The 20,837-nt window shown below is 35.6% G+C and carries 20 protein-coding genes; 14 read left to right on the forward strand and 6 right to left on the reverse strand.

What is annotated here, in order from left to right:
* Positions 1–14: 14 nt before the first annotated feature.
* From LCF45_RS04020 to LCF45_RS04040, 5 genes are all read left to right on the forward strand, one after another.
* Positions 15–1,151: an MBL fold metallo-hydrolase gene (locus tag LCF45_RS04020; RefSeq protein WP_199626969.1), complete on the forward strand. Its 1,137-nt coding sequence runs from the start codon at positions 15–17 to the stop codon at positions 1,149–1,151.
* Positions 1,152–1,172: 21 nt separating this feature from the next.
* Positions 1,173–1,403, forward strand: a complete 231-nt coding sequence (locus tag LCF45_RS04025; RefSeq protein WP_002125390.1) for a sulfurtransferase TusA family protein — start codon at positions 1,173–1,175, stop codon at positions 1,401–1,403.
* 38 nt (positions 1,404–1,441) lie between these two features.
* The gene (locus tag LCF45_RS04030; protein ID WP_002169111.1) at positions 1,442–1,801 is read left to right on the forward strand and encodes a rhodanese-like domain-containing protein; all 360 of its coding nucleotides are present in this window, start codon (positions 1,442–1,444) and stop codon (positions 1,799–1,801) included.
* An 88-nt stretch (positions 1,802–1,889) separates the two neighbouring features.
* Positions 1,890–2,369 (forward strand): DsrE/DsrF/DrsH-like family protein, encoded by a 480-nt coding sequence (locus LCF45_RS04035; protein WP_002029908.1) that lies wholly within the window; start codon positions 1,890–1,892, stop codon positions 2,367–2,369.
* A gap of 33 nt (positions 2,370–2,402) precedes the next feature.
* Entirely contained in the window at positions 2,403–3,176 is a 774-nt protein-coding gene (locus tag LCF45_RS04040) for a sulfite exporter TauE/SafE family protein (RefSeq protein ID WP_002169110.1), read from the forward strand.
* Positions 3,177–3,209: 33 nt separating this feature from the next.
* On the opposite strand, the gene LCF45_RS04045 is transcribed toward LCF45_RS04040, so the two are convergent.
* Positions 3,210–3,650 (reverse strand): hypothetical protein, encoded by a 441-nt coding sequence (locus LCF45_RS04045; protein ID WP_002010734.1) that lies wholly within the window; start codon positions 3,648–3,650, stop codon positions 3,210–3,212.
* Positions 3,651–3,799: 149 nt separating this feature from the next.
* Positions 3,800–5,008, reverse strand: coding sequence for an LCP family protein (locus tag LCF45_RS04050; protein ID WP_002125398.1), 1,209 nt, complete (start codon positions 5,006–5,008; stop codon positions 3,800–3,802).
* 314 nt (positions 5,009–5,322) lie between these two features.
* On the opposite strand from LCF45_RS04050, the gene LCF45_RS04055 reads away from it, so the two are divergent.
* A complete protein-coding gene (locus tag LCF45_RS04055) occupies positions 5,323–6,321 on the forward strand; it encodes a YhdH/YhfP family quinone oxidoreductase (RefSeq protein ID WP_016126594.1) in 999 nt (332 codons plus the stop codon).
* Positions 6,322–6,355: 34 nt separating this feature from the next.
* Here the strand turns inward: LCF45_RS04055 and LCF45_RS04060 are convergent, their stop codons facing one another.
* The 3 genes from LCF45_RS04060 to LCF45_RS04070 form a co-directional block, all read right to left on the reverse strand.
* On the reverse strand, positions 6,356–8,011 hold the full coding sequence (locus LCF45_RS04060; protein WP_002125402.1) for a Na/Pi cotransporter family protein: 1,656 nt from the start codon (positions 8,009–8,011) through the stop codon (positions 6,356–6,358).
* Positions 8,012–8,527: 516 nt separating this feature from the next.
* Complete coding sequence (locus LCF45_RS04065) at positions 8,528–9,517, reverse strand: NAD(P)-dependent alcohol dehydrogenase (protein WP_002125405.1); 990 nt, start codon at positions 9,515–9,517, stop codon at positions 8,528–8,530.
* A gap of 181 nt (positions 9,518–9,698) precedes the next feature.
* A complete protein-coding gene (locus LCF45_RS04070) occupies positions 9,699–10,901 on the reverse strand; it encodes an MFS transporter (RefSeq protein ID WP_002029919.1) in 1,203 nt (400 codons plus the stop codon).
* Positions 10,902–11,374: 473 nt separating this feature from the next.
* On the opposite strand from LCF45_RS04070, the gene LCF45_RS04075 reads away from it, so the two are divergent.
* From LCF45_RS04075 to LCF45_RS04110, 8 genes are all read left to right on the forward strand, one after another.
* Positions 11,375–12,463, forward strand: coding sequence for a DUF871 domain-containing protein (locus LCF45_RS04075; protein WP_002125409.1), 1,089 nt, complete (start codon positions 11,375–11,377; stop codon positions 12,461–12,463).
* A 78-nt stretch (positions 12,464–12,541) separates the two neighbouring features.
* A complete protein-coding gene (locus tag LCF45_RS04080; RefSeq protein WP_002125412.1) occupies positions 12,542–14,482 on the forward strand; it encodes a BglG family transcription antiterminator in 1,941 nt (646 codons plus the stop codon).
* Positions 14,483–14,592: 110 nt separating this feature from the next.
* Positions 14,593–14,913, forward strand: coding sequence for a PTS lactose/cellobiose transporter subunit IIA (locus LCF45_RS04085; protein WP_002125414.1), 321 nt, complete (start codon positions 14,593–14,595; stop codon positions 14,911–14,913).
* 1 nt (position 14,914) lies between these two features.
* Positions 14,915–15,220: a PTS sugar transporter subunit IIB gene (locus LCF45_RS04090; RefSeq protein WP_002087440.1), complete on the forward strand. Its 306-nt coding sequence runs from the start codon at positions 14,915–14,917 to the stop codon at positions 15,218–15,220.
* Between the two features lie 76 nt (positions 15,221–15,296).
* Positions 15,297–16,607 carry a PTS sugar transporter subunit IIC gene (locus LCF45_RS04095; RefSeq protein ID WP_001013048.1) on the forward strand — a complete coding sequence of 437 codons (1,311 nt, stop codon included), beginning with the start codon at positions 15,297–15,299 and terminating at the stop codon, positions 16,605–16,607.
* Positions 16,583–16,861, forward strand: coding sequence for a hypothetical protein (locus LCF45_RS04100; RefSeq protein WP_002087437.1), 279 nt, complete (start codon positions 16,583–16,585; stop codon positions 16,859–16,861). Before LCF45_RS04095 ends, LCF45_RS04100 begins: the two co-directional genes overlap by 25 nt.
* On the forward strand, positions 16,851–17,936 hold the full coding sequence (locus LCF45_RS04105; RefSeq protein WP_050001263.1) for a DUF871 domain-containing protein: 1,086 nt from the start codon (positions 16,851–16,853) through the stop codon (positions 17,934–17,936). Before LCF45_RS04100 ends, LCF45_RS04105 begins: the two co-directional genes overlap by 11 nt.
* Before the next feature lie 107 nt (positions 17,937–18,043).
* Positions 18,044–18,967, forward strand: a complete 924-nt coding sequence (locus LCF45_RS04110) for a HEAT repeat domain-containing protein (protein WP_016126599.1) — start codon at positions 18,044–18,046, stop codon at positions 18,965–18,967.
* A 54-nt stretch (positions 18,968–19,021) separates the two neighbouring features.
* Here the strand turns inward: LCF45_RS04110 and entC are convergent, their stop codons facing one another.
* Entirely contained in the window at positions 19,022–20,422 is a 1,401-nt protein-coding gene (entC, locus tag LCF45_RS04115; RefSeq protein WP_088291177.1) for a cell wall-binding protein EntC, read from the reverse strand.
* Positions 20,423–20,837 lie beyond the last annotated feature (415 nt).

The raw sequence follows: 20,837 nt of genomic DNA on the forward strand, positions 1-20,837 counted from the left end.
CAGGGGGTAATTAAATGGGCATTAAGATGTTACAAGCAAAAGATGTTGCAGAGAAAGTTTTATTCGGAGATTTGTTTATTTTAGATGTTCGTAATGAGACGGATTATGAAGATTGGAAAATTGAAGGGAAACAAGTTTCTTCTATAAATAAACCTTATTTTGACTTGTTAGATGGTGTAGATCATATTGTAGATGAATTGCCGAGAGAGAAAGAGATTTTAGTCGTATGTGCGAAAGAAGGTTCTTCGCAGTTTGTTGCGGAGCAATTGTTGGATGCTGGTTTCAATAATGTTTATTATTTAGCTGGTGGTATGAAAGCTTGGAGTGAATATGTAAAGCCGTTAAAAGTAGGAGATGTACAGGGCGGAGGAAGTGTATATCAATTTAACCGTCTTGGAAAAGGCTGTTTATCTTATATGATCGTCTCAAACGGTGAAGCAGCAGTTATTGATGCAGTCAGAACGGTTGAAGCATATGAAGATTTTGCGGAAGAGCATGGTGTTACTATTACGAATGTCATGGATACACATTTACATGCAGACCATATTTCTGGAGGACGTAGGTTAGCTGAAAAAGTAGGTGGTACGTATTGGTTACCTCCAAAAGATGCGGAGGAAGTCGTTTTCTCATATAAACCGCTTGTTGAAGGATCTGTTATTACGGTGGGGGGTACCAAAATTGAAATTGACGCATTATACTCACCGGGGCATACGATTGGAAGTACATCATTTATTGTAGATGATTCCTATTTATTATCAGGTGATATTTTATTTGTAGATTCAATTGGCCGTCCAGATCTTGCTGGGAAGGCTGAAGATTGGGTGAGTGATTTACGAAATACGTTATATAAACTTTATAAGGAACTGTCTCAAGATTTAATTGTTTTACCGGCTCATTATTCAAAAATAAGTGAAATGGACGACAGAGGCATTGTGAGTGCGCATTTACAAGATTTATTTAAGGAGAATGTAGGGTTAAATATTGTTGATGAGGGAGAGTTTCGTAAAAATGTGACAGAGAACTTACCGTCTCAGCCGAATGCTTATGAAGAAATTCGTCAAACGAATATGGGTAAGATTTATCCGAGTGTGGAAGAAGAGCGTGAAATGGAGATTGGCCCAAATCGTTGTGCAGTTCATGATTCATTATAAAATAACAAACTGGAGGAATAGATGATGAATGTAAAACAAGTATTAGATGCGAAAGGTTTAGCATGTCCAATGCCAATTGTAAGAACGAAGAGAGCGATGGATGCTTTACAAACTGGAGAAGTGTTAGAAGTACATGTAACAGATAAAGGATCAGTAAAAGATATTCCAGCATGGTCAAAAACAGGCGGTCATGAAATAGTAAAGCATAATATAGAGGACGATGTACTGAAGTTTTGGATTAAGAAGGCGTAGTGAAGAACTAGTTTTGTAAAGGCGGAGAGGTTGGTTATATGAATACAATATTAAGTACGCTTTTCATTGTACTTGCTGCATGGTTTGTTATTTCGCGTTTTTTACCGGTGAAAGGTGTTCAAAATATAAATGGAAAAGAATTAAAGAGTATAGTGGGAAAACAGGGAAAACAATTTGTCGATGTTCGTACAGTAGGTGAATATAGAGGAAATCATATGAAGGGATTTCAGAATATCCCACTAAATGAGTTAGCTAGTAGAGCAAATCAATTAGATAAAAATAAGGAAGTGATTGTTATTTGTCAGAGCGGGATGAGAAGTAAGCAAGCAGCAAAAGTATTAAAGAAATTAGGATTTCAGCGCATTATAAATGTTTCAGGCGGTATGAACGCTTTGTAAGGGGAAATTAGTATCGGGTGTAGCTAGATAATTTGAGCCATTTCACAATTTTTTAAATACCCCCATAGGTAATTAGGAGGAGAACAACATGGAACAACAGAAGAAAACGACGATTGTTTTATTTAGTGGAGATTATGATAAGGCGATGGCAGCTTATATTATTGCAAATGGTGCAGCGGCGTATGATCAAGAGGTGACTATTTTTCATACTTTCTGGGGCTTAAATGCCCTTAGGAAAGATGAGCATGTGAAAGTAAAGAAAACGTTCATAGAAAAAGTATTTGGAAAAATGATGCCGCGCGGCGCTGATAAGATGGGATTATCAAAAATGAATTTTGCTGGTATGGGGCCAAAAATGATTAAAGGTATTATGAAAAAACATAATGCGATGCCTTTACCAGATTTAATTGATTTGGCGAAAGAACAGGGAGTTAAACTTGTAGCTTGTCAAATGACAGTAGATTTATTAGGGTTAAAAGAGGAAGAGATTATGGAAGGGGTAGAGTTTGCAGGAGTAGGTGCATATTTAGCAGATGCTTCGGATGGGAATGTGAATTTATTTATTTAAATCACCTTCTTTTTAGAAGGCGGGGGATACAATATGAGTTTAACAGTACTGCTTTTTATTATTGGGTTTATAGGGTCATTTATTTCAGGAATGGTTGGGATTGGCGGTGCAATTATTAATTATCCGATGATCTTATACATTCCAGTATTGCTAGGATTTGCTGGATATACATCACATGAAGTGAGTGGTATTACAGCGATTCAAGTATTCTTTGCAACTTTTGCAGGCGCGTGGGCGTATAGGAAAAGTAACGATATGGATAAAACTTTAGTTGTGTATATGGGAGCTAGTATATTAATAGGAAGCTTTGTAGGTAGCTTTAGTGCGAATCTATTAAATGAGCATGCTGTAAACGTTGTTTACACATTACTAGCTACTATTGCGTCTATTATGATGTTTATACCGAAGCGAAGCAATCGTAAGGGGACAGAAGGAATTACGTACAATAAGTGGCTCGCTAGTTTGCTAGCGTTTATTGTAGGAAGTGTTTCCGGCATTATTGGGGCTGGTGGTGCATTTCTTTTAGTACCGATTATGCTAGTTGTTTTAAAACTACCGATACGTACAACAATAGCAACATCTATCGCTATTACTTTTATTTCCTCGATAGGAATTACTACTGGGAAAGTGATTACTGGACAAATAGTTGTTATTCCGGCTCTTATCGTTGCGATAGCAAGTTTATTTGCCGCTCCTCTTGGAGTGAGAGTAGGGAAGAGAGTGAATCAAAAAGTTTTGCAATACGTATTGTCTACTTTAATTGTAGGAACTGCGATAAAGATGTGGGTTGATATGATATCGAAATAAAAAGATGGTGCTCTTGTAGCACCATCTTTTTATTTACGCCCAAATAACTTTCATTAAGTTCTTATACTCATCGTTTGCCAGTTTATATAGCATTCTCGTATGTTCAAAGACAAGTGCGGGATTAAAGTTTGGTTCTGAGAATGCAAGAGATGTTGAAATATCAATTGCATTTTGTTTGTTTAGCGTGAATTTTGCAAATCGATAAGATGTGTTTAATTCATTGATGACATGTAAAATATCATTTTTTGATGTTGAATCAGGTACAAGAGCAACATTGAAGCAGTATATATCCACAGCAGGATGTTCGCTTTGGAAAGCAGCGATAAGTTGAATTTTTGCGCCAGCTTCTGTTTCTAATCCTACTGAAAAATGTACAGAACCATCATTTTCATCTATATTTTCTTCCATGTATATATCGTTTGATTTTAAGTACTCTTTAAAATCTGAAATGTTATGTTTTACTGCAGCTTTCATATGTATGAGCCCCCTGATAATTGGAATAGATTACTATTATTTATTATAATTTAAAAATATTAAAAAAGATAGTTGGAAAGTTCTGATTTTTTTGTTTTGAAAGCATTAAAAAGAAGCAGTGCTCTACCTCCATAGAGCACTGCTTCACTTTATTCATTGTCATTAGACGATGTTTCTGTATCTTCACTGTTATTCTTATTATTTGTTTCATTGTTACTTGATTCGCGTTCACTCGTATTTGCAGACTTAGATTCTTTTGTTTTCTCTGAGTTTGTTTTTTTCGAATCAGAATCAGAATCAGATTTTGTATATGCAGGTAGTCCAAGGTGACTACGAAGTTCGTTTGTAACATTAGCTAATTCTTTTTTATCTGGATTGTAGTAGTAAGTTCGGCCACCACCAGCTGACTTACTACATGTATCATCACCTTTTGCCATGTAACAATCTTCACCTTCAATTTGTAATTTCTCAATTGAAGAATCTGCTCCATATTTATAGAATGAAAGCATATCATCGAATGTTAAGTTTGTAACGAATTGTCCGTTAATATCATCAATGATGTTACCAACTTTTGTTACGGATCCGACGCTTGTTAGTTTCTTTAAAATTGCTTCAATAACGAGTTGCTGACGTTGTCCACGCATCGCATCACTATCAACGTGTCGTGTTCTAGCAAGAGCAAGAGCTTCTTCACTATTTAACTTTTGAACACCTTTTTTCAGGTGAATTGCATCGGCGTTATCATTACTATCTTGTTCAGTAAATTCAACTGGTACGTCAACTTCAATGCCGCCTAAATCATCAACGATTTTCATGAATGATTTAAAGTTGAATTTTACAAAGTAATCGACGGGAACATTCATTAATTTTTCAACTGCATCAATACTAGCTTGTGGTCCACCATCTTTTCCGTTTTTAGTAGAACCAAATGCATGAGCGTGTGTAATTTTATCTTTTTTCTTTTCTACTGGAATATAAGTATACGTGTCACGTGGAATACTTAATAGCTTTACAGTTTTGCTATCTTTATTAAACGTTGCAAGTAATAGTGCATCCGTTCTTATAGCTTCACCATATTCTTTCCCACGGACATCGCTTTCATCAACACCCATTATTAAGACAGAGACGTTATTTGTAATAGGTTTTACAGCTTTATCACGTAAATCAGATTTATCACCGCGCGCTAAATCGTGAGCGGCATTTCGAACAGCAGAAGATGCTTTATTTACTAAAAACCATGTATAACCGCCACCTACTATTAAAAAGAATAGAATGACGCTTATAATAATTTTTGTTTTTTTCTTACTTTTTTTCGGTTTATTGCGTGTATTTTCTTGCAAAGATGGGTTTTGCTCCATTTCTTGTACTCCTTCATTTGAATTGAAATACGACACTCATATCCACTTATTATAATGAAATTTAGCGAAAAAAAACATTACAAATCATTTACATTTCGTAAAAATTCAATTTATTTATAAAAAGTCAGATTTTCTATATTTTATTTTTAAGATGTAGAACAAGTATAATGTGTTTTAGTAGAAATGAAAATATGTAATGTGAGAAAGTGATAGAGAAGTAAGATTTGTTGAAATATAGCCAAGAAGATGTGATTAGCTGTATATATACTTCTTATATAATAAAGAAAGATTTTACGGATGAAGGAGAGAGCATAATGAATCATACATCATTCCGAGCAATTGTCGTGAACGAAAAAGAAAATAATCAATTTGAAAGAAATCTTGTTGAGAGAGAAATTAATAGTTTACCTGAAGGAGACGTATTAATACGTGTTTATTATTCTTCATTAAATTATAAAGATGCCCTTTCAGCTACTGGTAATAAAGGTGTAACGAGAACATATCCTCATACACCAGGTATCGATGCAGCGGGAGAGGTAGTTAGTAGTGAAAATAACGCCTTTCAGGAAGGCGATCAAGTTATTGTAACTGGATATGATTTAGGTATGAATACTTCTGGTGGTTTCGGAGAATATATTCGCGTGCCATCATCTTGGGTTGTTCCTTTACCGAAAGAAATGTCTTTGAAGGAAAGTATGATGTACGGGACAGCCGGTTTTACAGCTGCCTTATCGGTATATAAGCTCATTAGAGCGGGAATTACGCCTAGTATGGGAGATGTTTTAGTAACGGGTGCTACGGGCGGAGTAGGCAGTGTAGCAGTTAGCATTTTAGCGAAGCTAGGATATAACGTAGTAGGATCAACTGGGAAAATAGAAGAGGAACAGATGCTGCTACGTTTAGGTGCAAAAAAGATGATTCATCGCGCGGAGTTGAGTGATGAATCAGGAAGACCGATGCTTAAAGGAATATACGCTGGGGTTGTCGATACTGTAGGCGGAAGCATGTTAGAAAGTTCTTTAAAGGTAGTTAAGTATGGAGGCTGTGTAACAACGTGTGGTAACGTAGCAGGGCATGAATTAAATACAAGTGTATACCCATTCATATTACGAGGGATTAGCCTTTTAGGAATAGATTCAGTTCAATGTCCAGTAGATGTGAGAAGAGACGTGTGGGCATTGCTAGCAGGTGAGTGGAAAAATTCAGAGCTATTATCTTATACAGAAGAATGTACATTAAAAGAATTAGATGAGAAGTTTGCACTTATACTGCAAGGAAAGTTAAAAGGAAGAACGGTTGTAAAGATGAAATGAAAAAAGAGACGCTTAAATTAGCGTCTCTTTCCTATTATAATGATTGTTTTAAATTTACTTTTCCTTGTTCACCTAAAACACCATCAGCGATATTTACAGCGTGATCACCGATACGCTCTAAGTTACTTACCATATCAACGTAGATGATGCTTGCATCACCTGAACAGCTACGTTCGTTCAGACGTAATACGTGACGTTTACGTAGAACACGTTCCATTTGGTCAATTTTACGTTCTTTTGCAATAACCGTTTGTGCTAGTTCAGTATCGAAGTTTGTTAAAGCATTGATTGCATCTTGTAATGTTGAAATTGTTAATTCAAGCATTTCATTTAATTCAGCTAGTGCTTCATCTGATAGTGAAACGCGGTTTGAAATTTGGAAATCTACAAGTTCTACAAGGTTTTCTACATGATCACCGACACGTTCAATATCTCCAACAACACCAGCCAAAACAGAATGCTTCTCAGAATCTGCTGATGAAAGTGGTTTTTCTGATAATAAAACTAAATACTCGGTAATTTTTTTATCTAAATTGTTAATAGCGCCTTCTAATTGAGTAGCCATGTTCGCGTGTTTTTTGTCTTGTGTATTTAAAAATTGGTTTGCTTCTTTTAATCCATCTAATGAAAACTCCGCCATACGGATAATCTCTTTTTGAGCTTCTGTTAAAGCAATAGCTGGAGATTGTTCAATAAAGATTGGATTTAAATGTTGTGGTTTGAAGTTAATAGATGCATCTTCACCACGAATAATTTTTGTTACAATCCAGGCTAATACAGCAATGAATGGGAACTGAATGATTGTATTCGTTACGTTAAATGTTCCATGTGCAAATGCAATTGTCATTTCTGGATTCAAGTTTAATGACGTTTGGAAATATTGAATTAAACTTGTAAATGGTATCAATATAATCGTAAAGATAATGGTACCGATAATATTAAAGATAACGTGAACTAATGCTGCACGTCTTGCTGCAATTGAAGTACCGATTGCTGCTAATACGGCTGTAATTGTCGTACCGATGTTATCACCGAACAATACAGGAAGAGCAGCTTGTAAATCGATTGCACCTTGACCGAATAGTTCTTGCAAAATACCGATTGTCGCACTTGAACTTTGTACAATTAAAGTGAAGACTGTACCAACAACAATTCCTAAAATTGGATTATCACTCATGCTAACCATTAACTCTTGGAATGACTCTAAAGAACGAAGAGGTTTCATACCTGCGCTCATTAATTCTAAACCGAAGAATAACATACCAAAACCGAATACAACTTGACCTACAGAATGTACTTTTTTATTTTTAAAGAAGAATAGTAAGATTGCTCCAACTGCCATAATTGGGAGAGCGTATTCTCCGATTTTAATTCCGATAATAAATGCAGTAACTGTCGTTCCGATGTTCGCACCCATAATAACACCAATTGCTTGTCTTAATGTCATAAATCCGGCACTTACAAGTCCGACTGTTAAAGCGGTTGTTCCTGAACTTGATTGAATTAATACAGTAACTAACATACCTGCTAGTACACCCATAAGAGGATTTGTTGTAAAACGATCTAGAATATCGCGAAGACGATCTCCAGCTGCTTGTTGCAGTCCATCGCCCATGTATTTAATCCCGAATAAGAAAATACCTAATCCACCAATGAACTGGAAGATCATATCTTGAATATTGTATTCCACGGATTCCACTCCTTAAATTTCATGTACGATGTAATTATTAACTAAACCTTGAGGCACTGTAAACGGTTTGTCTGTAAAATTTACACTAAATTTACAAAGTGATAAAAAGTTTACAATTCTTTAAAGAAACACCTGGATTTAATTGGTTTTCATGCATGGTATATGACTATTTTGTGAAGAAGTCACATTTATCACACTATTTATTGATAGTAAAAATAGGTGAAGGGAAACTACCCAACTGGGTATGCGGATTGGAATTTTATTTTGTTATGATGATGGTTCTTTGCATATTTTTTGATTAAAGTTAGAAAAATATGTAGGGAAACGGGGGAGGTTTGAAATGGATTTATTTAATGAAAGTAAAAAACGATTAAATTATTTTAAACTGTTTTCTTTTGAGATGCTCGCAACAATAAAAAAGAGCAATTCGCATATGAATTTGCTCTGCTTTTTTATGTTAAAAACTTTCGGTGCTTTGCATTTTAACAATTATGCAAAGCACCGAAAGTTTTTTCTTTATTTAGAATCGTCATTATGCTCCATAGTTATGACGACATTCCCCTTCTTATGTCCTTTTTCAACATATATGTGAGCTTCAATAATTTCTTCAAAAGTGTATTGCCTATCAATGACCACTTTTATTTTATCGTTCTCAACAAGTTCTTTAAGGAAATTTAATGCTTCGGAAGTTTCAGGTGCGTTTTGACTTAATATGAGTTTCATGCGACTTGTCAATTTAGTCCAGAGCATTTGAGCACTTGGTAACGGTTCAACGATATTTATATAGGTACCACCTTCCTTTAACATTTTAATACACTCTGAAAAGGAGCTCTTGTTTACCGCTTCAAAGATAACATCATAAGTTTCGTCTGTAGTAGAAAAATTTTTTGTGGTGTAATCAATTACTTCGTCAGCTCCTAGAGATTTGACCAATTCTAAATTGGAGCTACTGCACACACCTGTAACTGTTGCGCCGAAATACTTGGAAATTTGTACTGCATAACTTCCGACACTTCCAGAAGCTCCGTAAATAAGAATGTTTTGACCGCTTTGAACGTTAGCTTTCCTAAGGAAAAACAAAGCTGTACGTGCTCCAATTGGGATGGCTGCGGCTTCTTCATAGGATATATTGGAGGGCTTCATGCACACTGCTCCACCTTCAGGTAGACAAATATACTCAGCATAAGAACCAAAATTTACTTGGGTAGCTGCAAAAACTTGATCTCCTTTTTTAAATCGTGTGACGTCTTTTCCTACCGATTCAACTTCACCAGCCAATTCCATTCCGAGTATTTGTTTTTTCGGTTGCTTAAAGCCAAGTGCGATTCGAGCGGGTAGCCAAACAGAAGAGGGAACCGTAAAACTTCGTGAGCGAATATCTCCTGCTGTTACGGTTGTCGCTTTTATTTTTACTAGTATTTCATTGTCCTTAGGAGCAGGTTTTTCTATCTCTTTCAGTTGAAGAACGTCGGGGAGACCGTATTTTGTGTACACTATTGCTTTCATTAATATTTCCTCCAATTCGTTCTATATTAATATCATACGAACAACATGAATAAATAGAACAGCGGTTCACTCTTCAATACAATGCAAAAAGCAGTGTGATTTTTTTAGGAATCCACTGCTTTTTACAAATGTGTATACATGATTTTTTGGTCCAAGTACTTCGAAAAAGAACCAATTAGCATTACCCAACGGCTTTTTCTTTTGTTTTATCCCCCTGTTTTTGCTTCCGTAAGCTTGTGATGTAAATGAAAAGAAAAGCGATAAGTAATAGAGAGGAATATCGATATACAGTTGCATAGTTGGTAAAGTGTGCAATGAATCCAAAAATAATCGCTCCAGCACCAATTCCAAGATCAAATGCTGAGAAGAATGTTGCTGTTGCTACTCCTCTCCGGTGCGGTGCTACTCGGTCAATCATCCATGCTTGTAGTGCCGGTTGAATTGCTCCGAAACCACTGCCGTAGCACGCTGCGGCAATAATTAAACTCGGAATTGTAGTTGTATACGACAGCAAGATAATACCTGTAAACGTAATAATAACTCCTGGAATGATGACGAATGTATGGCCTTTCGTATCATATAATCTTCCAGAAAACGGGCGAGTTACAGCGATTGCAAGTGCGTTAAATAAAAAGAAGAGACTGATATCAGCAATCCCGACTTCCGTAGCAAATAATGTGATAAAGCTCCCAATTCCCCCGTACATTAATGTAATACATAATATTAATAATGAAGGAAGTAAAGCTTTACGCTCAATAAATCCATCGAGAAAGGTACCAGATGTTTGCTGTGGTGGTTGCGGCGATTTTTTGATTTGAAGTAGTTTCGTTAATATTAATGAAACTATTGTGCATGAAAGTGCACATAAAAAAAGAATCGTGAAGTTATATGCTTGCATAAGCCAAAGTCCGATAAGCGGACCGAGCGCCATGGCGATAGTTCCAGAAAGACCGAAATATCCCATGCCTTCACCGCGGCGAGCTTGCGGAATTAAATCTGAAACGACAGTTCCGTATGTAGTCGTTGTAATACCAAAACCAGCTCCGTGTAAAATTCGAACGGCAAGCAATAGGAAAACGGTTGAAGCGAAAAGATAACTGCCCATAGCGAGTAAACAAATAGCGGTACCGATCATTAAAATGATTTTTTTGTTGAATTTCTGCAAGGCATTTCCAGTTAGCGGCCTAATAAAAAGTGCTGCAACGGTAAACATGCCGACAACGAATCCGATATTTGAACTTGTGCCCCCAATTTCTTTCACATAAACAGGTAAAGTTGGAATTAACATTTGAAATCCTAAAAACATACATAAGTTTGCTAGAATTAGCGCAATAAACTCTTTTGTCCATAACGGTTCTCGTTTTACGAGTACTGCCTCTCCCATATATTCATCCCCTATATAAAAGTTTTCCCGCGTTAACGGGCAGTAAGACTCTCACCTCAAAATTTGGTTGGAGCAAAGAAGTTAGGTGGGAGCCCTGCTGTCCGTAAACGCCCGATTGGTGAAGGCTAATAATCAGTGGGGGATGAACAATACCCCCACTGATTAAAGTTTCACTTTATCTCTGTTCTTTCGAGTATATGTAGTGGTCAACGTAACAGTCAAGGAAGGTGCCTTGAAAACGTATAACAATTTTCAAGGCAAAAAAACTGACAAATTTGTGGAAAGACTACACAACTATGAAAAAAAGATGTAAAGTATAGATGTATAGACTAGTAGTTGTTATGAATGATAGAAATTGTTTTTTCTTTAAAGAAAGCGGATTCAAATTGTAGTGGAAGAGAAGGGGATACATACTTTTTCGCTACATATATTTGAAAGGGTTTACAATATGATGAAGAAAGAGGCGTGTACATATGAGACGATTAGGTATTTCTATTTATCCAGAACATTCGACAGTAGAGAAAGATAAAGAGTATGTAACATTAGCAAGTAAATACGGATTTACACGTGTATTCACATGTTTATTATCTGTAGATGGCGAAAAAGAGAAAATTGTAGAAGAGTTTAAAGAAATAATTTCTCATGCGAATGCATTAGGATTCCAAGTATTGGTTGATATTAGTCCGTCTGTTTTTGAGCAACTAGGTATTTCTTATAATGATTTATCGTTTTTCCATGAACTAGGTGCTTACGGTATTCGTTTAGATGTTGGTTTCTCAGGATTAGAAGAATCGATTATGACGTACAATCCATACGGTTTAAAAATTGAGATTAATATGAGTAACGGTACGAAGTATGTAGATAACATTATGAGTCATAGACCAAATCGTGAAAATTTAATTGGCTGTCATAATTTCTATCCGCATCGTTATTCAGGATTATCATACGATCATTTCATTAAATGCTCGAAACAATTTAAAGATTACGGTATGAGAACAGCTGCTTTTATTTCATCATTCGATGCAACATATGGACCTTGGCCAGTAACAGAAGGGTTATGTACGTTAGAGCAGCATCGCGAATTACCGATGACAACACAGGCGAAGCATTTGTTTGCAACAGAATTAATTGATGATGTTATTATTGCGAATGCTTATGCTTCAGAAGAAGAATTACAAGCACTAGGTGCGTTAAATAAAGAGAAACAAACATTTGATATAGAACTATACGATACAACAACAGATTTAGAAAGAATTATCGTATTAGAAGAACCTCATTTTTATCGCGGGGATGTATCTGAATATATGATTCGTTCTACACAAAGTCGTGTGAAATATAAAAAAGAAGAGTTTAAACCGCATAATACGCGTGAAATTAAGCGTGGCGATCTTTTAATTGATAATGAGCAATATGGCCAATATAAAGGTGAATTGCAAATTGCTTTAAAAGATATGGTGAATACAGGAAAAACAAATGTAGTTGGCCGAATTATAGAGGAAGAAATTTTCTTATTAGATTATTTACAAGCTTGGGATAAGTTTGGATTTACGCTAAAGAAATAATGAACGTGGGATAAAAGGGAAAAAACTACTGATTTCAGTGGCTTTTTCCCTTTTATATAAAGAGCGAGAGGAAGAGCTATGACAAAAGTGCATCAGCGATTAATTTCCATTTTAGAGGAGTTTTTAGAAGAGAAATCGATGTTAAATCGAGCTTTTTTAGCGAGCCGTTTACACGTATCAACGAAGACGATTCAAAAGGATATAAAATTATTAAATGATATATTGGAAGAACACGGAGCGAAAATTGAATCACAAAGAGGGAATGGGTACGAACTAGAAATTATACAAACTAAGAAGTTTGAAGATTTTTGCGTAAATGTATTTCAAAAACAGACAGAAAAGATTCCAACTTCTTATGAAGAAAGAGTAGCTTATATTTTACACCGTATTTTAACGACAGATGGGTATGTGAAGCTTTCACAGCTAGCGGAAGAGATTTATGTGAGTAAATCTACTGTAAACTTAATTATGAAAGATGTTACGGATATTTGTAGTCGCTATGAGTTACAAATTGAAAAAAGACCATATTATGGTATACGTATTGTAGGAGAAGAATTTAATATTCGTTCTTGTTTATCACAATATGGTTTACCGCGGTATGAACATACTCCGTTTCATGAGAACTATGAGCAGACGGACACATATTTATCGTTACCCCATATTTCTCTCATCCGCTCAGTTATACTAAAGTATATCGAGGGAGGAACGATATATTTATCAGATATAGAAATTGATAATTTATCAATTCATATTGCGATTGCTTTAAAGAGATGCAGGGATGATCATTACATTCAAGCACTGCATGTAGAGGAATCTGAACTTATAATAAAGAAAGAATATAAAATTGCGAAACAGATTTTAGGGAATTTAGGGGCAGAGCTAAAGCTTCAATTTCCAGAAGAAGAAATTTTATATGTGACGATGCATTTATTAAGTACTGCTGTTACAGCGAGAGATCGCTATGAAAATGTAGAAGAGCTATTAGGGAAAGACGTATATGCATTCATGCAGCATATTCTTTTCAAAGTAGCGGAAGAACGGAATCTTACTTTTTATTACGATGAAGAATTATTATTTGGTTTTGGTGTTCATTTAAAAACGTTATTAAATCGTTTGAGATATAAGTTAAATACGAGGAATCCTCTTTTGGCAGAAGTGAAAAAAAATTATCCATATGCTTTTGAAATTGCAGTTCTCGTTGGAGATATAATTGGTGAATATACGGGTGAATCCATTCCAGAGAGTGAGATTGGTTATATTGCCATTCACTTTGGTGGGGCGATGAGCCGCTTGCAGGAAAATAATCAAAAGAAAAGATGTTTATTAGTTTGTGCAACTGGTCAAGGGAGTGCACAACTACTGAAATATAAAATTCTATCACATTTCCGAGATAAACTAGAGATTGTAGGTATTACAGGGTACTATCAATTGAAAGTGGAAGATCTTTATAAAGATAAAATAGATTGTATTATTAGTACGATTCATATACCGAGTGGTTTGCCTGTTCCGGTTATAAAGGTAAACTCAATATTTGATGATAAAGAGATTAAATCAATTGGTAAGCAGTTATTTACACATGTGAATGATAGTATGCAGCAATATATTAAGGAAGATTTGATCTTCTTAAATCGTAGTGCTTCTACGAAAGAAGAGGTTATTCAGTTTTTATGTGAGAAAGCTGCTGAGAAAAACTATGTACCCGCAAACTTTTATGCTTCTGTTATGGAGAGAGAGAACACATCTCCTACAGCGGTTGGAAACTTAGTGGCAATTCCGCATCCGATGCAATTATTAAGCGATACGACATTTTTGATGTTTTGTACACTCGATAAGGCGATTGACTGGGGAGATAAAAAAGTACAAGTTATTATTTTATTTAGTGTGAAGCGCAATAATAATGAAGATTTACAAAAGCTTTATGATTTTTTATATGATATTATGTCTAATCAAACTATAATAGAAAAATTGCATCAGGCTCAAGCTGTTGATGATTTTCAAGAAATCTTACTATCATTATGAAAAAGTATATTAAAACTTCCGTTACATAACGGAAGTTTTTTATGTTTAATTGTATGCGTTTTCATAATAAGATGAAAATATAGAAAAAACATAGCTTGGAGGAATTTAAAATGACTGATATGCAAACTCCATTTGCGTTAATTTTACATGGTGGTAACGCGAGAAGCGCGGCACTTGAAGCAATTGCTTTTGCAAGACAAGGAGATTTCCAGAATGCGAGTGAAAAGATGGAACTTGCTAGTGAGGAAATATCATCCGCTCATCGTATTCAAACCGATTTAATTCAAGAGGAAGCAAGAGGCAATCATGCAGAAATAAGTTTATTATTAGTGCATGCACAAGATCATTTAATGAATGCCATTACAGTGAAAGAACTTGCTGAGGAATTTATTACTCTTCATAAACGAGTGGAAGAGAAAGTGACAGTATAATATGTACATTTTATTATGTTGTGCAGCAGGCATGTCAACGAGTATGGTTGTAAGAAAAATGCAAGAAGAGGCAAAGAAACAAGGGAAGGATTATAAAATTAAAGCAGTTGATTCGGAACTTGTGAAACTGGAAATAAAAAATGCTGATGTTGTTTTAATTGGACCACAGGTGAAGTATTTGTTTCCAGCGGTAGAGTTTCTTGCAAAGTCATACGATATACCAGTTGCAATTATAGAGCAGCGAGATTATGGTATGTGTGATGGTTTGAAAGTACTTAAGCAAGCTGAACAATTAGTTTTAGCGTAATTATATTTTTTTAAATATAAACATTATAATGTTATAACTTTTACTTTTGTCAGATTGAACATAGGGAGGGTTATCGATGAATGGTTTTATGAGTTTTATGGAACAGAAGATTATGCCAACAACGCAAAAGATTGCGGGGCAACGACATTTATTAGCAATTCGAAATGGAGTTATTTCTACATTACCGTTAACGATTGTCGGGTCATTTTTCGTTATCTTTTTAAACTTACCAATTGATGCATATATGGAGTGGATTGCACCGTTTCGTCATATTTTAGATATTCCATTCCGATTTACAGTAGGCTTAATGGCTTTATACGCAGCATTTGGGGTAGGGGCCTCACTCGCGAACTTTTATCAGCTCAATCAATTAAGTGCAGGATTATTATCTGTACTCGCCTTTTTACTAGCATCAGTTGAACCAATTCAAATAACAAAAGCTGTACCAGGTGTTATTGATGCAGGAAGATATATTTCAGTAGGGACATTAAGTGCTACGTCTTTATTTGGAGCTATTGTGACAGCATTAATTGCAGTAGAAATTTATCACTTTATGATTAAGCATAATATTTCGATTAAATTACCAGATAGTGTACCACCAGCAGTTGCAAACTCGTTTGCAGCATTAATTCCAACTTTAGTAGTTATTCTTTTATTCTGGGGTATTCGTTACGGTTTGAAATTTGATGTAAACACAACAATCACATATTTAATCGCACCATTAAAATCAGTATTAGTAGGAAATAATTTATTCGGCGGTTTATTAACAGTATTCTTAATCGTGTTCTTCTGGTCGTTCGGTATACATGGCCCAGCGATTTTAGGACCAATCATCCGTCCGATGTGGGATTCAGCAATTCTTGAAAATATGGAAGTATTCACGGCTACAGGAAATGCACATCAGTTACCAAACTTATTTACAGAGCAATTTATTCAATGGTTCGTATGGATTGGTGGATCAGGCTCAACGTTAGCTTTAGTAATTATGTTTATGTTCTCTAAATCTAAGTTCTTAAAAGAGTTAGGTAGATTATCATTCGTACCAGGTTTATTCAATATTAACGAGCCAATTATTTTCGGGGCACCAATTGTAATGAATCCAATCTTAATTATTCCGTTCGTTATTACACCGTTAGTTACAACGACGGTATCATATTTCGCAGTTGTTTCAGGTATGATTCCGCTCATGATGGCGAAGCTGCCATTTACGATGTTAGCGCCAATTGCAGCGATTATTAGTACGGACTGGACAATTATGGCTGGTGTACTTGTACTTGTTAACTTTGTTATCTCATTCGTTATTTACTATCCATTCTTCAAAATGTATGAGAAGCAACAATTAGCAGGAGAGGAGAAAACAGAATGCTCGGAGCAATTATCATCTTAATTACATTCGTGGCGGGGCAGTGTATTGCACATTATTCAAAGTGGGTACAAAGTAAATCGCTATTAGTTTTACTACTTGTGTCGATATTATTTATTGGATGTTCAATGGGGGCTTATGTGGCATTTAGTTTAGAATCACCGTACTTTATCATCGTACCAACGATTTTATGTGCAACATGTTTATCTGCAAAATATAGATTTACGAGCATGGCATTAATACAACGTGTGAAGGAGATGCAAAAGCATGGAGCGTAAATTAGGAATTTCACTTTATCCAGAGCATTCAACGAAAGAACAAGATATGGCATACATTTCGACAGCGGCACGCCACGGTTTTTCAAGAATATTCACTTGTTTACTGTCTGTTAATCGTCCAAAAGAGGAAATTGTAGCTGAATTTAAAGAAATTATTGGGCATGCAAAAGAGTATAATATGGAAGTTATTTTAGATGTAGCTCCGGCTGTATTCGATCAACTTGGTATTAGTTATAGTGATCTATCATTCTTTGCAGAGTTAGGTGCAGATGGAATTCGTTTAGATGTAGGGTTTGACGGGTTAACAGAAGCGAAAATGACGAATAATCCATATGGCTTAAAAATTGAGCTGAATGTAAGTAATGATATTGCCTATTTAGAAAATATCCTTTCGCATCAAGCGAATAAATCAGCTTTAATTGGTTGCCACAATTTTTATCCGCAAAAATTTACTGGTCTTCCGTATGATTATTTCATTCGCTGTAGTGAACGCTTCAAAAAGCATGGTATTCGCAGTGCAGCCTTTATTACATCGCATGCAGCTGACATCGGTCCATGGGATATTAATGACGGATTATGTACGTTAGAACAACATCGTAACTTACCAATTGAAGTACAAGCGAAACATTTATGGGCAACAGGGTTTATTGATGATGTTATTATCGGAAATGCTTATGCGAGTGAAGAAGAGTTAGAGAAACTAGGAAACTTAAATCGTTACATGTTACAGCTAAAGGTACAATTTGTAGACGAAGCGACTGAAGTAGAGAAGAGAGCGACACTGCAAGAATTACACGTAAGACGCGGTGACATAACAGAGTATATGGTACGTTCTACAGAAGTACGTAAAAAGTACAAAGACTATGACTTCCCAGTGCGCGAAAGTGTACGACAGGAAAGAGGGCAAGTTGTAATTGGTAATAACCTATTTGGAAAGTATAAAGGTGAACTACAAATCATTCTGAAAGAAATGCCAATAGATGAACGGAAAAATATTGTCGGTACAATTGCAGAAGAAGAGTTATTCTTACTAGATTATGTAGGAGCTTGGACACAGTTTACTTGTGTGGAATAGGGAAGGTAAGAGAGGATGCTATAGCATCCTCTTTTTTCTGTTGAAATAGTAGTCTATCGTATATAGAATTCAAAGGGATAGATTTAACTTGGACGGGGGAGAAGGAGATGGAAGAGTATATAGATGATTTATTAAGGCGGATGGCGGATGAAGAAGCAGGTATTCGGCAATGTGCGTATGAAGAAGCGAGGCAGTTAAATGATGTATCGCTTTTTTCTTGTTTCCAAGAGAAAGTAATGGAAGCACGAAAAGTATATATAAAAACAAATCTTTATTTTTTAATTACACGACTGGCAATAAATACTAAAGAGATGTATATTGCAGATTATTTGATAGATCGGTTAGAAAGTGAAGAAAGCAGGATGGTGTTAGATAGCATGCTCATAGATTTAAGTAAATTATCTGAAGCAAGCAATGCACATAAAATTATTCCTTACATATATCATAAAAATAGTGGAGTTCGTTATTCTGCTGTCATCGCTTTAAAGTTGTGTAAATCGTTGGAAGCAGAAGATGCTTTATTGAAGTTACTTACAGTGGAAGAGAATCGAGATGATATTGTAAATATATGTGCCACTTTATATGAGATTGGAACAAAGCGATCAATCTTACCTTTAACAAAGCTTTTACATTGCGATAGTGCTTATGTTCGTTCAACTGTTATTGAGGTTTTAGCGAAAATAGGGGGAGCGGACTTACAAATAGTTTATATTGAAGCTTTAAAGGATAGAAATGTTATGGTGAAATACGAAGCTGTTCGAGCTATTTATGCATATGGAGATGAAATGGCGATTCAACCAATTAGCGAACGTGTAACTAAAGTTGTTTCTAGAAGACGTAAAAATGAAGTAGAGCCTACTGATGAATCAGAGATCGTCATTGCTCTTCGTTTCTTACATAAGTTTGCTACTCATGAAGAAGTTTTAAAGACGTTTGATAAAGTATATAAAAAACGAGGAAACTTGTTTTTGTCAGAGAGAAAATGGATTCGGGATAATATTAGTTACTTTCAAGAGAAAGAAAGAGTGTAAGAATCATAAAAAAAGAGTTAGCCTCAATAATGAGACTAACTCTTTTTTTAATAATTAGTTTAAAATTTTCACTGTAACTGTTTTACGTCCCCAGTTACTTGATGTACCTTTATCTGGCATTAAAACATCGATTTTATTTCCTTTAATAGCTCCACCAGTATCACCAGCGATTGCTACTCCGTAACCTTCAACCCATACTTTTGAACCTAATGGAATGACACTTGGATCAACTGCAATTAGTTTCATGTTTGGATTAGCTGTTAAGTTATGACCCATAGCTGATTTTACTTGGTCTCCTGCTTTGTAACCATTTTCAAGTGGATCCGCTGTGTAAGCTGTTGCTTGAACTCTTAATTCACGAGAAGAAGATGGTGCACTTGTTTCAGTTTCTTTTGCAACAGGTTGTTGTGTAGCTGGTTTTTGAGCTTTAGCCGCTTCACGAGCTTTAGCTGCCTCTTGAGCCTTAGCTGCTTCACGAGCTTCAGCTGCTTCCTCGGCTTTAGCCGCTTCACGAGCCTTAGCTGCTTCTTGAGCTTTAGCCGCTTCACGAGCTTTAGCTGCCTCTTGAGCCTTAGCTTCTGCTTGAGCTTCAGCTTCTGCCTGAGCTTTAGCTGCTTCACGAGCTTTAGCTGCTTCTTGAGCTTTAGCTTCTGCTTGAGCTTTAGCTGCTTCAGTTGCTTCTTGAGCTTTAGCTGCTTCACGAGCTTTAGCCGCTTCTTGAGCCTTAGCTTCTGCTTGAGTTTCAGCTGCTTCACGAGCTTTAGTTGCTTCTTGAGCCTTAGCTTTTGCTTGAGTTTCAGCTACTTCCCCGGCTTTAACTGCTTCACGAACTTTAGCTGTATCTTGAACGTTAGTTACTTTTTCAGCTTTAACTACTGGCTGAACTTTAACTGGTGCTTTTCCTGTTAAGTAAGGAATGTGTACATAAGCTGTTTGGCCGTTATATTCAAATTGGATCCAATCATTTTGTACTTGGTGTGTTGTTTCGATTACATCATCTTTTTTCAATTTACCAAGAATCGCTGAATCTGTATTTGCTCCAGCACGTACGTTTAATACGTTTGCTGTTACGTAGTAAGTATCTTTTGTGTAGTCAGCGCTTATGAAAGCCTCTTTACCACTATTTAATTTAACTTTTGACCATCCGTTTTCTGTATGTAAAACGTTAACTTTATATCCATCTAATAACTTTCCGACAACTTGTGATTCAGTAGTTGGGTTTTCTCGTACATTTAGTACATCAGTCGTTACGATTGTTTCTGCTTTAGCAGATGTTGTGAAAATCCCAAGACCAAAAACCGCTGCTGTTGCTATACCCATAAATTTTTTCATAATAGCCTCCATTGCATTTGTTTTCGTTGACCTCATTATAGCAACCATTATTTTCTTATTTGCGGAAAACACAAAACTACAAAGCATTCGTAACGAGGCATTAATATTCTGTAATAATTCCATTAATATCCTGATAGCGTTTCCTTTGCGTTTTTGAGGGGATTAGAACATACGATTCATAAAATCAACACTTTTTTAATTACTAATAGATTAATAATGTATCAGTAGTGTTACTTGAATGTTTCTATAACGTTACAAAAAAGGGGTATTTAACTATTTGAATCGTAATGTAGTTATGAAAATATAATCTTCTTGTGTGTGAAGTCGTATATATAGGGGGGATTTTAATGAAATAGAGATATAATTGTTACAAAATAAGTTGTAGTATGGAAAAAATTACGCCTTGAATTTGTTCTTTTACATATTATTTTTGCAATAATAGGATTGTAGGATAGTGGTAATGCGAAATGAAAGTTGCAAGGATAAAAAGATAATCGCAACATGAAACATATATAATAGAAGAAACATGATTTAAAGG

This window comes from Bacillus sp. 41-22, assembly GCF_025809295.1.
In the GTDB taxonomy this organism is placed as follows: domain Bacteria; phylum Bacillota; class Bacilli; order Bacillales; family Bacillaceae_G; genus Bacillus_A; species Bacillus_A mycoides.

What these genes read in the sequence shown, in the direction of transcription:
- LCF45_RS04020 (WP_199626969.1), top strand. Translation starts at nt 15, where the DNA reads ATGGGCATTAAGATGTTACAAGCAAAAGATGTTGCAGAGAAAGTTTTA.
- LCF45_RS04025 (WP_002125390.1), top strand. Translation starts at nt 1,173, where the DNA reads ATGATGAATGTAAAACAAGTATTAGATGCGAAAGGTTTAGCATGTCCA.
- LCF45_RS04030 (WP_002169111.1), top strand. Translation starts at nt 1,442, where the DNA reads ATGAATACAATATTAAGTACGCTTTTCATTGTACTTGCTGCATGGTTT.
- LCF45_RS04035 (WP_002029908.1), top strand. Translation starts at nt 1,890, where the DNA reads ATGGAACAACAGAAGAAAACGACGATTGTTTTATTTAGTGGAGATTAT.
- LCF45_RS04040 (WP_002169110.1), top strand. Translation starts at nt 2,403, where the DNA reads ATGAGTTTAACAGTACTGCTTTTTATTATTGGGTTTATAGGGTCATTT.
- LCF45_RS04045 (WP_002010734.1), bottom strand. Translation starts at nt 3,650, where the DNA reads ATGAAAGCTGCAGTAAAACATAACATTTCAGATTTTAAAGAGTACTTA.
- LCF45_RS04050 (WP_002125398.1), bottom strand. Translation starts at nt 5,008, where the DNA reads ATGGAGCAAAACCCATCTTTGCAAGAAAATACACGCAATAAACCGAAA.
- LCF45_RS04055 (WP_016126594.1), top strand. Translation starts at nt 5,323, where the DNA reads ATGAATCATACATCATTCCGAGCAATTGTCGTGAACGAAAAAGAAAAT.
- LCF45_RS04065 (WP_002125405.1), bottom strand. Translation starts at nt 9,517, where the DNA reads ATGAAAGCAATAGTGTACACAAAATACGGTCTCCCCGACGTTCTTCAA.
- LCF45_RS04070 (WP_002029919.1), bottom strand. Translation starts at nt 10,901, where the DNA reads ATGGGAGAGGCAGTACTCGTAAAACGAGAACCGTTATGGACAAAAGAG.
- LCF45_RS04075 (WP_002125409.1), top strand. Translation starts at nt 11,375, where the DNA reads ATGAGACGATTAGGTATTTCTATTTATCCAGAACATTCGACAGTAGAG.
- LCF45_RS04080 (WP_002125412.1), top strand. Translation starts at nt 12,542, where the DNA reads ATGACAAAAGTGCATCAGCGATTAATTTCCATTTTAGAGGAGTTTTTA.
- LCF45_RS04085 (WP_002125414.1), top strand. Translation starts at nt 14,593, where the DNA reads ATGACTGATATGCAAACTCCATTTGCGTTAATTTTACATGGTGGTAAC.
- LCF45_RS04090 (WP_002087440.1), top strand. Translation starts at nt 14,915, where the DNA reads ATGTACATTTTATTATGTTGTGCAGCAGGCATGTCAACGAGTATGGTT.
- LCF45_RS04095 (WP_001013048.1), top strand. Translation starts at nt 15,297, where the DNA reads ATGAATGGTTTTATGAGTTTTATGGAACAGAAGATTATGCCAACAACG.
- LCF45_RS04100 (WP_002087437.1), top strand. Translation starts at nt 16,583, where the DNA reads ATGCTCGGAGCAATTATCATCTTAATTACATTCGTGGCGGGGCAGTGT.
- LCF45_RS04105 (WP_050001263.1), top strand. Translation starts at nt 16,851, where the DNA reads ATGGAGCGTAAATTAGGAATTTCACTTTATCCAGAGCATTCAACGAAA.
- LCF45_RS04110 (WP_016126599.1), top strand. Translation starts at nt 18,044, where the DNA reads ATGGAAGAGTATATAGATGATTTATTAAGGCGGATGGCGGATGAAGAA.
- entC (WP_088291177.1), bottom strand. Translation starts at nt 20,422, where the DNA reads ATGGAATTATTACAGAATATTAATGCCTCGTTACGAATGCTTTGTAGT.